Annotated in this window: 10 protein-coding genes; all 10 read left to right on the plus strand. The window is 63.7% G+C overall.

Going from position 1 to position 13,952, the window contains the following annotated elements:
• The first annotated feature begins 9 nt into the window (after nt 1-9).
• The 10 genes from nuoN to FMA36_RS11040 all read left to right on the plus strand — a co-directional run bounded on the left by nuoN (nt 10) and on the right by FMA36_RS11040 (nt 13,944).
• On the plus strand, nt 10-1,434 hold the full coding sequence (gene nuoN, locus FMA36_RS10995; RefSeq protein WP_159262327.1) for an NADH-quinone oxidoreductase subunit NuoN: 1,425 nt from the start codon (nt 10-12) through the stop codon (nt 1,432-1,434).
• A gap of 3 nt (nt 1,435-1,437) precedes the next feature.
• Nucleotides 1,438-2,229 carry a biotin--[acetyl-CoA-carboxylase] ligase gene (locus tag FMA36_RS11000; RefSeq protein WP_159262328.1) on the plus strand — a complete coding sequence of 264 codons (792 nt, stop codon included), beginning with the start codon at nt 1,438-1,440 and terminating at the stop codon, nt 2,227-2,229.
• 296 nt (nt 2,230-2,525) lie between these two features.
• Complete coding sequence (locus FMA36_RS11005; RefSeq protein ID WP_159262329.1) at nt 2,526-4,169, plus strand: ribonuclease J; 1,644 nt, start codon at nt 2,526-2,528, stop codon at nt 4,167-4,169.
• A gap of 306 nt (nt 4,170-4,475) precedes the next feature.
• Nucleotides 4,476-5,798: a proline--tRNA ligase gene (gene proS / locus FMA36_RS11010; protein ID WP_159262330.1), complete on the plus strand. Its 1,323-nt coding sequence runs from the start codon at nt 4,476-4,478 to the stop codon at nt 5,796-5,798.
• A 2-nt stretch (nt 5,799-5,800) separates the two neighbouring features.
• The gene (locus FMA36_RS11015) at nt 5,801-7,045 is read left to right on the plus strand and encodes a lipoprotein-releasing ABC transporter permease subunit (RefSeq protein WP_159262331.1); all 1,245 of its coding nucleotides are present in this window, start codon (nt 5,801-5,803) and stop codon (nt 7,043-7,045) included.
• Nucleotides 7,038-7,739, plus strand: a complete 702-nt coding sequence (locus FMA36_RS11020) for an ABC transporter ATP-binding protein (protein WP_159262332.1) — start codon at nt 7,038-7,040, stop codon at nt 7,737-7,739. The genes FMA36_RS11015 and FMA36_RS11020 overlap by 8 nt, the downstream gene beginning before the upstream one ends.
• Nucleotides 7,740-7,877: 138 nt before the next feature.
• Complete coding sequence (dnaE, locus tag FMA36_RS11025) at nt 7,878-11,312, plus strand: DNA polymerase III subunit alpha (protein ID WP_159262333.1); 3,435 nt, start codon at nt 7,878-7,880, stop codon at nt 11,310-11,312.
• 207 nt (nt 11,313-11,519) lie between these two features.
• Nucleotides 11,520-12,689, plus strand: a complete 1,170-nt coding sequence (metX, locus tag FMA36_RS11030) for a homoserine O-acetyltransferase MetX (RefSeq protein ID WP_159262334.1) — start codon at nt 11,520-11,522, stop codon at nt 12,687-12,689.
• Nucleotides 12,690-12,691: 2 nt separating this feature from the next.
• Complete coding sequence (gene metW / locus FMA36_RS11035; protein ID WP_078524387.1) at nt 12,692-13,306, plus strand: methionine biosynthesis protein MetW; 615 nt, start codon at nt 12,692-12,694, stop codon at nt 13,304-13,306.
• A gap of 26 nt (nt 13,307-13,332) precedes the next feature.
• The gene (locus FMA36_RS11040; RefSeq protein WP_159262335.1) at nt 13,333-13,944 is read left to right on the plus strand and encodes a nitroreductase family protein; all 612 of its coding nucleotides are present in this window, start codon (nt 13,333-13,335) and stop codon (nt 13,942-13,944) included.
• The last annotated feature ends 8 nt before the right edge of the window (nt 13,945-13,952 follow it).

The raw sequence follows: 13,952 nt of genomic DNA on the forward strand, positions 1-13,952 counted from the left end.
GTCAAACCAATGAACTGGACACTTGCTCTGCCCGAAATCGTGCTGGCCCTGTCCGGGCTGGTCATCCTGCTGGCCGGGGTGATGCAAAAGCGCGGTCAGGCTTTCTTTTCGTGCACCATGATGACGCTGTTCGCCCTGGTGGTGACGGCGGCCCTCGTGGTGCTCTCGCCCGATGGCACGGGTTACAGCCATGTTTTCATCAATGATGGCTTCGCGCGCTTCATGAAGGTGCTGGCGCTGGCGGGAGCGGCACTCTCGCTGGTGCTGGGCATTGGCTATGCGCGCGAGATGGAAATCGACAAATTCGAGTTCCCCGTGCTGGTGCTGTTCTCGACCCTTGGCGCCATGATCATGGCCTCATCGGGCAACCTCATGACGCTGTTCGTGGGGCTGGAGCTGTCATCGCTGTCCATCTACATCCTGTGCGCGTTTGCGCGTGATCAGGTTACGGCGGCAGAGGCGGGCCTGAAGTATTTCGTGCTGGGCTCGCTGGCCTCGGGCATCCTGCTTTATGGCATCTCGCTGGCTTACGGCTTTGCAGGCACGCTGGACTATGCCGGGTTGCAGCAGGCGGTGCGCGGCAGCGCCGTGCTGCCTGCGGGGCTTATGGTGGGCATCGTGTTCGTGCTGGTGGGGCTGTGCTTCAAGCTGTCCATGGTACCGTTCCATATGTGGACGCCCGATGTTTACCAGGGCGCCCCCACCTCGGTCACCGCCTATATGGCTGGTGCGCCCAAGATTGCAGCGTTTGCCGTGCTGCTGCGGGTCATGGCGGGACCGTTCGGCTCGATGGCGCATCAGTGGCAGTTGCTGATCGAGGTGGTCTCGGCGGCGTCGATGGTGTTTGGCGCGCTCGCGGCCATTCCGCAGGGCAATATCAAGCGGCTCATGGCGTATTCCTCCATCGGGCATATGGGCTACGCCATGATCGGGCTTGCGGCAGGCACGGCGGAGGGCACGCGCGGCACGCTGGTCTATCTGGTGACGTATCTGTTCATGAACGTGGGCGCGTTCGCGGGCATCGTGGCCATGCGGCGCAAGGGGCGTGCGGTCAGCCGCATCAGCGACCTTGCAGGACTGGGCCGCACCGACCCGGGCATGGCGCTGGCCATGGCGGTGTTCATGTTCTCCATGGCAGGCGCACCGCCGCTGGCAGGCTTTTTTGGCAAGTTGATGGTGTTCTATGCCGCGATCAACGCCCAGCTTTACGGGCTGGCGGCAATCGGTATCATCAGTAGCGTGGTCGGGGCGTATTATTATATACGCATCGTCAAGATCATGTTTTTTGATGCTGCAGCCCCGGCGCTGGACCGCGCGCCGGTTTCGGTCTCGTTCGTCTCCGCCGGCATGGGGCTGGTGACGGTGTTCTTCATCGTGGCACTCGGCCCGGTTGCCACGGCAGCGCAGGCGGCGGCAGGCGCATTGTTCAGGTAGTTCATGACCCATAGCCCCTCTGCTTTCCGCACCATGAGCATTCCCCGCAATGGGGGGCGTACATGGCAGTTGCAGGTGCACGACAGGCTCGGCTCCACATCCGACCTGTGCAAGGACATGCTGGCGAAAGGGCAGGGGCAGGACGGGCTTGCGGTGCTCGCACTTGAACAGACAGCCGGGCGCGGCAGCCGGGGGCGCGAGTGGCGTGATCCGGGGGGCAATCTGGCGCTGTCTGTCATGTTGGTGGGGCAGGGGGCCGTGGTGCCGGTGGGGGCATGGCCGTTCATTGCGGGGCTTGCGCTGCATGATGCCGTTGCGGGTTTTGTGCCCTCACCAGCCGGGTTGCAACTCAAATGGCCCAATGACCTGCTGCTGCACGGGCGCAAGATGGCGGGTATCCTGATCGAGACCGGGGCGGGTGAGACCGGGCCGTGGCAGGTGATCGGCATGGGGGCCAACCTGAAAGCTGCCCCGCGCATAGAAGGCCGCGAACTGGCCTGCCTGGCCGAATGTGGCGTTACGGTCAGCCCGCCCGACATGGCGCGCGCCGTGCTGCGTGCACTCGATGCGTGGCTTGAATGCCATGCGGCGCAGGGATTTGGCGCCATACGCACAGCGTGGCTGGCGCGTGCGCACCCGCCGGGCACGCAACTGCGTGTGGTGGCAGGCAACCAGGCTTTCAGCGGCACGTTTGCCGGGCTGGCGGATGATGGAATCCTGCTGCTCGACACGCCCGCAGGCCCCCGGCAGGTGGTGACGGGCGAGGTGCTTATGGCGGGTGGCGGGCAAGAATAATCCGCCCCGATTGCGGAAAGAGATTTAAGTCAGAGGGATTACATGATAATCCCTTGCATGAATTCATCGTGCGTCGTTTTGTTTCGGTGCGGTGTCGAACGCCATTTTCCGGGCGGGAAATGCGCTGGTTCCACCGCCTGCTTCAGATCGCGCACACTGCCAGCTACTGGCGAGAACAGGATCTTGGCCCTGATCGGGCTGACAACAGGACAGGCAAACCGGCACGGAACAGGCGTTCCGGGCCCTTTCTTCAAACGCATCTTCCAACCCATGATATCTTGTAACAGGATTTTTTAATGAATGACATGACAGGCGTTTCTTTCCTTCCGCTGGGCGGAACCGGCGAAATCGGCATGAACCTCAACCTCTACCGCCAGGGCGATACGTGGCTGGCGGTGGACTGTGGCATCGGCTTCAGCGGCAACGACACGCCCGAGGCCGAGATCATCCTGCCCGACCCCGTGTTCATTGCCGAGCGGCGCAAGGCGCTGGCAGGCCTGGTCGTGACCCACGCGCATGAGGACCATCTCGGCGCCATCGCCCATCTGTGGCCGCAGCTTGGCTGCCCGGTCTATGTCACGCCGTTTGCCGCAGCCGTGCTGCGCCGCAAGCTTGGTGAGGCGGGGCTGGTGCAGCAGGTGCCCATTCACGTGATCGCGCCCGGTGGCGCATTCAACGTCGGGCCGTTCGACCTGCGTTTTATTTCGGTTACGCATTCAGTGCCGGAATCACAGTCGCTGGTGCTGCGCACGCCGCAGGGCATCATCATCCACACCGGTGACTGGAAGATCGACCCCGACCCGCAGGTCGGCCCGCCGACCGACCTTGAAAGCTTTGCCGAACTGGGCCGTGAGGGCGTGCTGGCCATGGTGTGCGACAGCACCAACGTGCGCACCGAAGGGCCTTCCGCTTCGGAAGCCGATGTACGGCGCGAGATGATCCGCCTCATCGCATCACTTGAAGGGCGCATTGCCGTCACCTGCTTCGCCAGCAACGTGGCGCGGGTGGAAACGCTGGCCAAGGCGGCGCAGGCCGCTGGTCGCCGCGTGGCCGTGGTGGGCCGCAGCCTGCGCAACCTCGAGGTTGCGGCACGTGAATGCGGCTACCTGTCGGATGTGCCGAACTTCCTGTCCGAGCAGGACGCCAATTCGGTGCCTGACAACCAGATCATGCTGATCGTGACCGGCAGCCAGGGCGAGCCGCGTTCGGCGCTCTCGCGCATTGCATCGGACACGCACCCCAACATCTCGCTTGGCGAGGGGGATACGGTCATCTACAGCAGCCGCATGATTCCGGGTAACGAGCAGGCCGTCATCCAGGTGCAGGACAACCTGACCCGGCGTGGCGTGCATGTCATTACCGACAAGGACCACCTCGTGCATGTGTCCGGCCATGCCACGGGCGGTGACGTGCGCAAGCTTTATGACCTCGTGCGCCCGCGCTTCCTCATTCCCGTGCATGGCGAGTGGCGTCACCTGACCGCCAATGCCGCCATTGCACAGGAACTCAACATCGAGCCGGTGCTGCTTGAGGATGGCGATATTCTCGACATCCGCAGCGACGGGGTGGAAGTTGGCGATACCGCGCCCACCGGGCGGCTGGTGCTTGATGGCGGCCGCATCCTGCCCATGAACGGCGGCGTGCTGTCAGCACGGCGGCGCATGCTGTTCAACGGCATGGTGCTGGGCAGCTTTGCGGTGGATGATGAAGGCTACCTGATTGGCGACCCCAAGGTAAGCGCGCCCGGCCTGCTGGATGCCGAAGACCCCGAAACCGTGCGCGTGACGGAAGAGTTCGGCAATGCGCTGGACGAAATTCCCGATGAACTGCGCGAGAATGATGCCACTTTCCGCGAGGCCGCCAAGACCGCGCTGCGCCGGGCACTTGGCCGCAAGCTGCAGAAGCGCCCGCTGGTGGATGTGCATCTGCTGCGCGTCTGAACCAGGCACACAGGCCCGTAAATGATTATGGCAGGGAACGGATGGACCGTTTCCTGCCATTTTTTTTGGTACGTTTTCCCTAAACCCGGCGGCTTTCGTGCAACCCGATTTGTGTTGGCACCATAGGCCCTCAAGGCCCGCACGGCCATGGCTGCTCACGCGGATGTTTACGGCTGGAGGGGCATGTTGCATCACGCTTGAGTGTAATGTGGAGGTGCGCGGCGCATATGCCCCATTCCACGGGCGTTGCGATTGGTCTAGGGTCCGCAGCGTTATCGGTTCTCATACGTCAAGGTTCATACGGATATGCGTCTGTCCCGCAGTTTTCTGCCGACTCTCAAGGAAAATCCGGCCGAGGCCCAGATCACCTCGCACCGGCTCATGCTGCGCGCGGGCATGATTCGCCAGACATCGGCCGGCATCTATGCCTGGCTGCCCGCTGGCCTGCGCGTGCTGGAGAACATCGCCAATATCGTGCGCGAAGAGCAGGATGCAGCAGGCGCGCAGGAAGTGCTGATGCCCACCATGCAGTCCGCCGAGTTGTGGAAGCGCTCGGGCCGGTATGATGATTACGGCCCCGAGATGCTGCGCATCCGCGACCGCCACGAGCGCGACATGCTGTTCGGCCCCACCAATGAGGAAATGATTACCGATATCTTCGGTCAGGTGGTCAAGTCCTACAAGGAACTGCCGCAGGTTCTCTACCAGATCCAGTGGAAGTTCCGTGATGAGGTGCGCCCCCGCTTTGGCGTGATGCGTGGCCGCGAGTTCTACATGAAGGACGGCTACAGCTTCGACCTCGACACGGCATCGGCAGTCGATACCTATCGCCGCATGATGCTGGCCTATCTGCGAACTTTCCAGCGCCTTGGTGTGCGTGCCATCCCCATGCGGGCCGATACCGGGCCGATTGGCGGCGAACTGAGCCATGAGTTCCTCATCCTTGCCCCCACGGGCGAGAGCGGCGTGTTCTTTGACAGTGCGCTCGAGGATCAGGACTGGCTGGCCGAGGACGTGGACATCAACGACCGGGCCTCGCTGGAAAAATTCTTCACGCGCATGACCTCGTTTTATGCCGCCACTGACGAGATGCATGACGCCGCAGCCTGGGCCGAAGTGTCTGCCGCGCGCCAGCGCGAGGGCCGTGGCATCGAGGTAGGGCATATCTTCAACTTCGGGCGTAAATACACCCAGTCCATGGATATTGCGGTCAGCGGCCCCGATGGCGCGCCGCTCTACCCCGAGATGGGTTCCTACGGCATTGGCGTCTCGCGCCTTGTCGCGGCCATCATCGAGGCCAGCCATGATGAAAACGGCATCATCTGGCCGGAATCGGTTGCGCCCTTCAAGGCGGTCATCATCAACCTCAAGAATGGTGATGCCCAGTGCGACGCGCTGTGCGAGCAGCTTTACGCCGCAGCACCCAGGGCCGTGCTGTATGATGACCGCGCCGAGCGCGCTGGTGCCAAGTTTGCCGATGCCGACCTGATGGGCCACCCGTGGCAGCTGATCGTGGGCCCGCGCGGGGCGAAGGAAGGCAAGGTGGAAGTCAAGAACCGCCGCACCGGCGAGCGCACCGAGGAGACGGCAGAAGGCGCGCTGGCCCTTATTGCAAAGCTGCAGGGCTGAGCATGTTCGGTCCCTTCGAGCGGATGATCGCCGGGCGCTACCTGCGGGCCCGGCGGGGGGAGCGGTTCGTTTCCATCATCGCGATCTTTTCGCTGGTCGGGATCGCGCTTGGCGTTGCCACGCTGATTATCGTGATGTCGGTCATGAACGGGTTCAAGGCCGACCTGCTGGGCCGCATCCTGGGCCTTAATGGCGACCTGAGCGTGTATGGCCTGAGCCGCACCATCAGCGATTATGATGCCGTGGCCGGGCGCGTGCGCGGCGTGCCGGGCGTGGTTTCGGCGGCGCCTTTGGTTGAATCGCAGGTGCTGCTCAATTCGGGCAGCTACAACGCGGGCGGGCTGGTGCGCGGCATGACGCGGGCCGACCTGGTGGGGCTGCACGAGGTCAGCGACAACCTTGTTGCGGGCAGCCTCGATGACTTTGGTGGCGATGACACGATCGTTGTCGGCACCACGCTGGCCGAGCGGGCAGGGCTGACCGTGGGTGGCAGGCTCACCCTTGTCTCGCCACAGGGGGCGGCCACCGCCTTTGGCACCATGCCGCGCGTGCGCGCCTACCGCGTGGTGGGGATCTTTGATGCAGGCGTGAGCGACTATAATTCCAGCTACGTGTTCCTGCCGCTGCATGCGGCTCAGGTTTACTTCCAGCTACCGGGGCAGGTGACGCAGGTGCAGGTGATGACAAAGGATGCGGAAAACGTCATCCCCATCCGCGAGGCGATTGAAAAGGCGATGAATGGGGAGGTCCGCGTCATGGACTGGACCCAGAGCAACAACGCCTTCTTCGGCGCGGTGCAGGTGGAACAGAACGTGATGTTCCTGATCCTGACGCTCATCATCCTTGTCGCTGCCTTCAACGTCATTTCCTCGCTGATCATGATGGTCAAGGACAAGAGCGCCGATATTGCCGTGCTGCGCACGCTCGGCGCCACGCGGGGCGCCATCATGCGCATCTTCCTCATGTGCGGGGCCTCGGTGGGGATAACGGGCACGTTTGTCGGCACCGCTCTGGGCATTGTGTTCTGCCTCAACATCGAGCGGATCCGCCAGTTGCTCCAGCGCATGACCGGCACCGACCTGTTCAATGCCGAGGTGTATTACCTCGAGCACCTGCCCGCCAAGCTCGTGTGGTCGCAGGTGATCGAGGTGATCGGCATGGCGCTGGTGCTCTCGCTGCTGGCCACACTCTACCCCTCATGGCGGGCGGCCAAGACTGACCCGGTGGAGGCCCTGCGCCATGAATAACACTGTGACCACCGCCCCGCCGCTGCACCTTGATGGCGTGGTGCGCCGCTATATCAGCGGCGAGGAAACGCTTGAGGTGCTGAGCGGGGCCGATCTTACGCTGCATGGCGGCGAGATCGTGGCGCTTGTGGCTCCCTCGGGCACTGGCAAATCCACCTTGCTGCATGTGGCGGGCCTGCTGGAAAAACCCGATGCAGGCTGCGTGCTGCTGGCAGGGCAGGATGCAGGCACGCTGCCTGATGGCGGGCGCACGGAACTGCGGCGCGACCGGATCGGGTTTGTCTATCAGTTCCATCACCTGCTGGCTGAGTTCACCGCGCGCGAGAATGTCATGATCCCGCAGATGATCGCGGGCGTGCCACGCGGGCAGGCACGGGCGCGGGCGGATGAACTGCTGGCCGATTTTGGGCTGGCGCATCGGCTGGACCACCTGCCGGGCAAGCTTTCGGGCGGGGAGAAGCAGCGCGTGGCCATTGCCCGCGCGCTGGCCAACCGCCCGCATGTGCTGCTGGCCGATGAGCCAACGGGCAACCTGGATGTCAATACATCCGATGCCGTGTTCGATGCCCTGCTGGTTACCGTGCGCGCCCATGGCGTGGCCGCCCTGATCGCCACCCATAACATGGATCTTGCCCGCCGCATGGACCGCATCGTGACCCTGCGTGACGGAAAGGTGGTGCCGGTGGAGGGCTAACCCCCTCGCACCCGACAATACGGGACTGACAGGCTTGCAGGCCCATTGAGCACGCAGGCGGCCTGCACGCCATCTTCACCGCTTTGCGGTCGTGTCAAGGGAGTGCACATCGCGCTCCGGGTGCGTTAGAATGGCCGCATGTCCCATGCCGATTTTGTCCATCTGCGCGTCCACTCCGCCTATTCCCTGAGCCAGGGGGCCATCCGCGTGCCCGAGCTGGTGGCGCTGGCGCATGACATGCGCATGCCCGCCGTTGCCATAACCGATACGGGCAACATGTTTGGCGCGCTTGAATTCTCGCAGTATTGCGGCAAGAAGGGCGTGCAGCCCATCATCGGCTGCCAGCTCGCGCTCCCTTCGCGCAGTGACAAGCCCGGCATGCCCGCCGAGCCGCTGGTGCTGCTGGCGCGTAACCCCGAGGGGCTGGCCAATCTGCAGTTCCTGTCCTCCGCCGGTTTTTTGCAGCACGAGACGGATGAGCCAACCGTAACACTCGACCAGTTATGCGAACGCGCGGGCGGGCTGTTTCTGCTCACCGGCGGCAGCCGTGGGCCTCTGTTTCACATGCTGGCTGAAGGTCAGGAGAAGGAAGCCGCCCGCTTCATGGACCGCCTGCATGAGGCTTATGGCAGCCACATGGCAGTCGAACTGCACCGCCACGGGCAGGCGGCCGAGCGCGCGGTGGAGCCGGGCATGATCGCCATGGCCGACCGCATGGGCCTGCCACTGGTTGCCACCAATGAATGCTTCTTCCCCCGGCCTGACATGTACGAGGCGCATGATGCGCTGCTGTGCATTGCCCAGGGCCGCACCATGGCCGAGCGCGACCGCTGGCGCGTCACTCCCGAGCACTGGTTCAAGCCGCCTCAGGTGATGCGCGAACTCTTTGCCGATCTGCCCGAGGCCTGTGACAACACGCTCGAGATCGCGCGCTGCTGCGCAGTGCAGGTGGAAACGCGCAAGCCCCTGCTGCCCATGTGCCCCAAGGTGCAGCCCGGCAAGACCGAGGATGAAACCCTGCGCAACATGGCCATTACCGGCCTGAAAAACCGCCTGTCGCGCATGAGCGTGGATGACGAGACGCGCACGAAATACGAGGAACGTCTGGCGTTCGAACTCGATATTATCGCTCAGATGGGTTTTCCCGGCTACTTCATGATCGTGGCCGACTTCATCCAGTGGGCCAAGGCGCATGATATTCCCGTAGGGCCGGGGCGTGGCTCGGGTGCGGGCTCACTCGCGGCCTGGGCGCTGACCATTACCGATATCGACCCCATTCCCTTCAACCTGCTGTTCGAGCGCTTTCTCAACCCCGAGCGCGTGTCGATGCCGGATTTCGATATCGATTTCTGTCAGGACCGGCGTGATGAGGTCATCAGCTACGTCCGCAGTGAATACGGCCCGGACCGCGTGGCCCAGATCATCACGTTCGGTAAGCTGCAGGCCCGCGCCGCCGTGCGTGACGTGGGGCGCGTGCTCGGCCTGCCATTCGGCATGGTCAACCGCGTGGCTGAACTCATCCCCAATAACCCAGCCCAGCCGGTAACCCTCAAGCAGGCGATCGAGGGCGAGCCGCGCCTGCAGGAAATGCGCGACGAGGACGAGGCCATCCGCCGGCTGCTGGAAATTGGCCAGCAGCTTGAAGGCCTGTTCCGCCATGCCAGCACCCATGCCGCAGGCGTTGTGATTGGTGACCGCGAACTCGTGGAACTGGTGCCGCTCTACCGCGACCCCAAGAGCGAGATGCTGGTCACGCAGTATAACATGAAGTTCGTGGAGCAGGCGGGGCTGGTCAAATTCGACTTTCTCGGCCTGACCACGCTCACCATCTTGCAACGCGCTGTGCAGTTCCTGCATGGCATGGGCATTGAGGTTGATCTGTCTGCCCTGCCGCTGGATGACGAACTGACCTACGACATGCTGGCACGCGGCGATACGGCGGGCGTGTTCCAGTTTGAAGGCGCTGGCATGCGCGACGTGCTCAAGCAGATGCGCCCGACCCGGCTCGAAGACCTGATTGCCGCCGTGGCCCTGTACCGCCCCGGCCCCATGGCCAACATCCCCGATTACTGCCGCCGCAAGCATGGCGAGGCATGGGAGCCGCCGCACGAGGAAATCCGTGACATTCTTGAAGAGACCTACGGCATCATGGTCTATCAGGAACAGGTCATGCAGATTGCCCAGAAGATGGCGGGCTACAGCCTTGGCGGGGCCGACCTGCTGCGGCGCGCCATGGGCAAGAAGATCCGCGCCGAGATGGACCGCCAGCGCGTGATCTTTACCGAAGGGGCGATGAAGCGCGGCATCGAGCGCGACAAGGCCGCCGAGGTGTTCGACCTCATGGCCAAGTTTGCTGATTATGGCTTCAACAAATCACATGCTGCCGCCTATGCGCTGGTGTCGTACCAGACCGCATGGATGAAGGCGAACCATCCCGTGGCCTTCATCGCCGCATGCATGTCGCTCGCCCGGGAAAAAACCGACAAACTGGCCGGCCTGCGGCAGGAGGCCGACCGGCTGGGCATTCCGCTCCTGCCGCCTGACATCAATGCGTCCGGCGCTGATTTTACGGTGGAAAAACTGCCCGATGGCCAGACCTATGGCATCCGCTACGCGCTGGCGGCGATAAAAAAGGTGGGGCTGGGTGCCATGCAGTCGCTGGTGGCGGTGCGTGGCAACAAACCCTTTACCGACCTTGAGGACCTTGCCGCCCGTCTTGACCCCAGGCAGGTCAACAAGATGCAGCTTGAAAATCTGGCCCGCGCGGGCGCGTTCGACACCATCCTGCCCAACCGCGCGCAGGCCTGTGGGGCGGCCGAGACCGTGATGCGCCGTGCGCAGGCCAACGCGCAGGAGGCGGCAAGCGGGCAGATCGGCCTGTTTGGCGGCGGCAGTGGCGCACCCGCCCAGCGCGAGCCGCTACGCATGCCGCGCTGCGCCGACTGGCCGGAATTCGAGCGGCTGAACATGGAGGCGGATGCCATCGGCTTTCACCTGACCGGCCATCCGCTGGATTCCTACGGCCCGCTCATGCGCAGGCTCGGCGCAATCCGCGCCACGGGCCTGGAGGCTGCGGCACAGGCCGGGATCGGGCGGGTCAAGATCGCGGGCTGCGTGGTCGACCGCAAGGAGCGCCCCACGCGCACGGGCAACAAGATGGCGTGGGTGCGCCTGTCTGATGCTTCTGGCGGGTGTGAGGTCACGTTCTTCTCGGAGGTGCTGTCGCGCGCGCGCGAAATTCTGGTGGCGGGCAATGCGGTGGTGGTCACCGCCGACCTCAAGCTCGAAGGCGAGGCGCTGCGCATTACTGCATCCGACGTGATGGAACTCGAGCAGGCGGCGGCAGAGGCGGCAGCGGAACTGCGCATCTGGTTTGATCAGGCCGAGGCCATCGAGCCAATCCGTGATGTGCTGCTTGGCCATGGCAGCGGGCGCGGGCGGGTGATTCTGCTGCCCTCGGTCGCCGCCACGCAGGATGTGGAACTGACCCTGGCCGAGCGCTACCGCGTGACCCCGCGGGTGGCGCAGATGATCAAGGCCATTGAAGGCGTGGGCAAGGTGGAACAGTTTTAATCATTTCTGTATAAATAAAAGTAGAAGTTCTTCCTGAAACTTTTTCATAAAAAAGCTTCAGGAAGCGCTCCTGCCCTGTCAATGCAGAGGTGTTTTCAGGCAATTATCAGGTCAGGGGGCATGAACCTTGCAAGGCCGCGGCAGGGGTGCCATACGCAGGGGCTGCCTTTTGCGCATCATCCCTGTTCATGCAACGCCGGATACAGAATGGACAACGCCATTCCCGCCACCAGCCTGTCGCACCAGAGCGTGACCTTTGCCGAGGGCCTGCCGCTTGACTGCGGCTTTCATCTCGCCCCGGTCGAGGTCGCATACCGCACCTATGGCACGCTCTCGCCCGCGCGGGATAATGCCATCGTGGTGTGTCATGCGTTAACGGGTGACCAGTACTTGGCTGACCCGCATCCGCTCACCGGCAAGCCGGGCTGGTGGAGCCGCATGGTCGGCCCCGGCCTGCCGATCGATACCGACCGCTTCTTTGTCATCTGCGCCAACGTGCTTGGCGGCTGCATGGGCACCACCGGGCCGCGCAGCCCGCGCATGCTGCCCGATGGCACGGAGGAGCCGTGGGGCACGGATTTTCCTCCCATCACCATCCGCGACATGGTGCGCGCGCAGAAGCTGCTGGTCGAGCATCTGGGCATTACGCGCCTGCTGGCCGTCGTTGGCGGCTCGATGGGGGGCATGCAGGTGCTTGAATGGGCCGCGACCTACCCCGAATGCGTGTTCGCGGCCATGCCCATTGCCACATCGCCCTTCCATTCCGCCCAGAATATCGCGTTCAACGAGGTCAGCCGCCAGGCCATCTTCGCTGATCCGCAATGGCATGGCGGGCGGTATTGGGAATGCGGCGAGATCCCGGCACGCGGGCTGGCGGTGGCGCGGATGATGGCGCACATCACCTACCTTTCGGAGGCCGCGCTGACGCGCAAATTCGGCCGCCGCGTGCGCCATGAGCCGGGCAAGGGCGGGGCAGGGGGGCCGGGCTCGCTGTTTGGCGAGATGTTCGAGGTGGAAAGCTATCTGCGCCACCAGGGCTCGACCTTCGTGCGGCGGTTTGACGCCAATTCCTACCTCACCATCACCCGCGCCATGGATTATTTCGACCTTGGCGCCGAGCATGATGGTGATATGTCGCACCCGTTTGCGGGCACGCGCACGCGCTTTTGCATCGTGTCGTTTTCATCCGACTGGCTGTTCCCCACCTCGCAGTCACGCCTGCTGGCGCGCGCGCTCAACCGGGTTGCGGCCAACGTGTCGTTTGTCGAGATCGAGAGCGACAAGGGTCATGATGCCTTTTTGCTTGATGAGCCGGATTTTGACCGTACCATCCGTGGCTTCCTGTGCGGAGCCGCCGAACATGCCGGGATTGCCTGACCATGCGCCTTGACCAGCGACTCATCGCCGGCATGATCCGCCCCCGTACCCGCGTGCTTGACGTGGGCAGCGGCGATGGCGCGTTGCTCGACTACCTGTTCCGCAACAGCGGCTGCGACGCCCGTGGCATCGAGATCGACATGAAGGAAGTGACCCGCTCGGTCGCCCATGGCCTGCCGGTCATGCATGGCGATGCGGATCATGACCTGGCCCATTACCCCGATAACGCCTTTGACTACGTGGTGCTGCAGCGCACGCTCCAGGCCGTCGAGCGCCCGCGTGAGGTGCTGCGCCAGATGCTGCGCATCGGGCGGTATGCCATCGTCTCCTTCCCCAACTTCGGGCACTGGCGGCTGCGCCTGCAACTGCTCACGCGCGGGCGCATGCCCATGACCAGCGTGTGGAGCAGGCCGTGGTACGATACGCCCAACATCCACCCCTGCACCATTCTCGACTTTTTGACGCTGTGCCGCGATGAGGGTTATGGTGTGCAGCAATGGATGGCCGTTGATGAAGACGGCGAGCGCGCACCGTGGCGGCGCTCGATCCGGCTGGCCAACCTGTTTGGTGAACAGGCGCTGTTCCTGCTGCGGCGCAAGGACGGCCCGCGCCCCTGAACGCGCCACGATGGGGAGACCCGACCATGGACACACTTGAAGCCATTCGCACCCGCCGTGCCATCCGCGCCTATGATCCCGACCACCGGCTTAGCGATGCCGAACTGCGCACCCTGCTCTCGGCGGCCCGCATGGCGCCCTCGGCATTCAATGTCCAGCACTGCCGTTTCGTGGTGGTGAAAGACCCCGCCCTGCGGCGCGAACTGCGCAAGGTGGCGTGGGATCAGGCACAGGTGACCGAGGCCTCGGTGCTGATCGTGCTGTGCGCTGACCGCAATGCCTGGAAGGAAGACCCCGCCCGCTATTTCAGCGGTGCGCCCGATGCGGTCAGGCAGCAGATGGCACAAACGATAACCCGCTATTATGAAGGCCGCGAGTGGGTGCAGCAGGATGATGCCATGCGTAGCTGCGGTCTTGCCGCCCAGACGCTCATGCTTGCTGCCACCGCCATGGGCTATCAGTCCTGCCCGATGGATGGCTTTGATTATGAGGCCGTGGGCAAATTGATCAACCTGCCGCCCAACCATGTGGTGGCGATGTTCGTGGTGATCGGCAGGGGCACGCAGGAGGCGGCCCCCCGCGTGGGCAAACTGCCTGACAGCGAAGTCATCCTGACCGACCGCTTCCCCCCGCGCTGAAGTCGGGC

The organism is Komagataeibacter xylinus (assembly GCF_009834365.1).
Lineage (GTDB): Bacteria > Pseudomonadota > Alphaproteobacteria > Acetobacterales > Acetobacteraceae > Komagataeibacter > Komagataeibacter xylinus_D.

What these genes read in the sequence shown, in the direction of transcription:
- nuoN (WP_159262327.1), top strand. Translation starts at nt 10, where the DNA reads ATGAACTGGACACTTGCTCTGCCCGAAATCGTGCTGGCCCTGTCCGGG.
- FMA36_RS11000 (WP_159262328.1), top strand. Translation starts at nt 1,438, where the DNA reads ATGACCCATAGCCCCTCTGCTTTCCGCACCATGAGCATTCCCCGCAAT.
- FMA36_RS11005 (WP_159262329.1), top strand. Translation starts at nt 2,526, where the DNA reads ATGAATGACATGACAGGCGTTTCTTTCCTTCCGCTGGGCGGAACCGGC.
- proS (WP_159262330.1), top strand. Translation starts at nt 4,476, where the DNA reads ATGCGTCTGTCCCGCAGTTTTCTGCCGACTCTCAAGGAAAATCCGGCC.
- FMA36_RS11015 (WP_159262331.1), top strand. Translation starts at nt 5,801, where the DNA reads ATGTTCGGTCCCTTCGAGCGGATGATCGCCGGGCGCTACCTGCGGGCC.
- FMA36_RS11020 (WP_159262332.1), top strand. Translation starts at nt 7,038, where the DNA reads ATGAATAACACTGTGACCACCGCCCCGCCGCTGCACCTTGATGGCGTG.
- dnaE (WP_159262333.1), top strand. Translation starts at nt 7,878, where the DNA reads ATGTCCCATGCCGATTTTGTCCATCTGCGCGTCCACTCCGCCTATTCC.
- metX (WP_159262334.1), top strand. Translation starts at nt 11,520, where the DNA reads ATGGACAACGCCATTCCCGCCACCAGCCTGTCGCACCAGAGCGTGACC.
- metW (WP_078524387.1), top strand. Translation starts at nt 12,692, where the DNA reads ATGCGCCTTGACCAGCGACTCATCGCCGGCATGATCCGCCCCCGTACC.
- FMA36_RS11040 (WP_159262335.1), top strand. Translation starts at nt 13,333, where the DNA reads ATGGACACACTTGAAGCCATTCGCACCCGCCGTGCCATCCGCGCCTAT.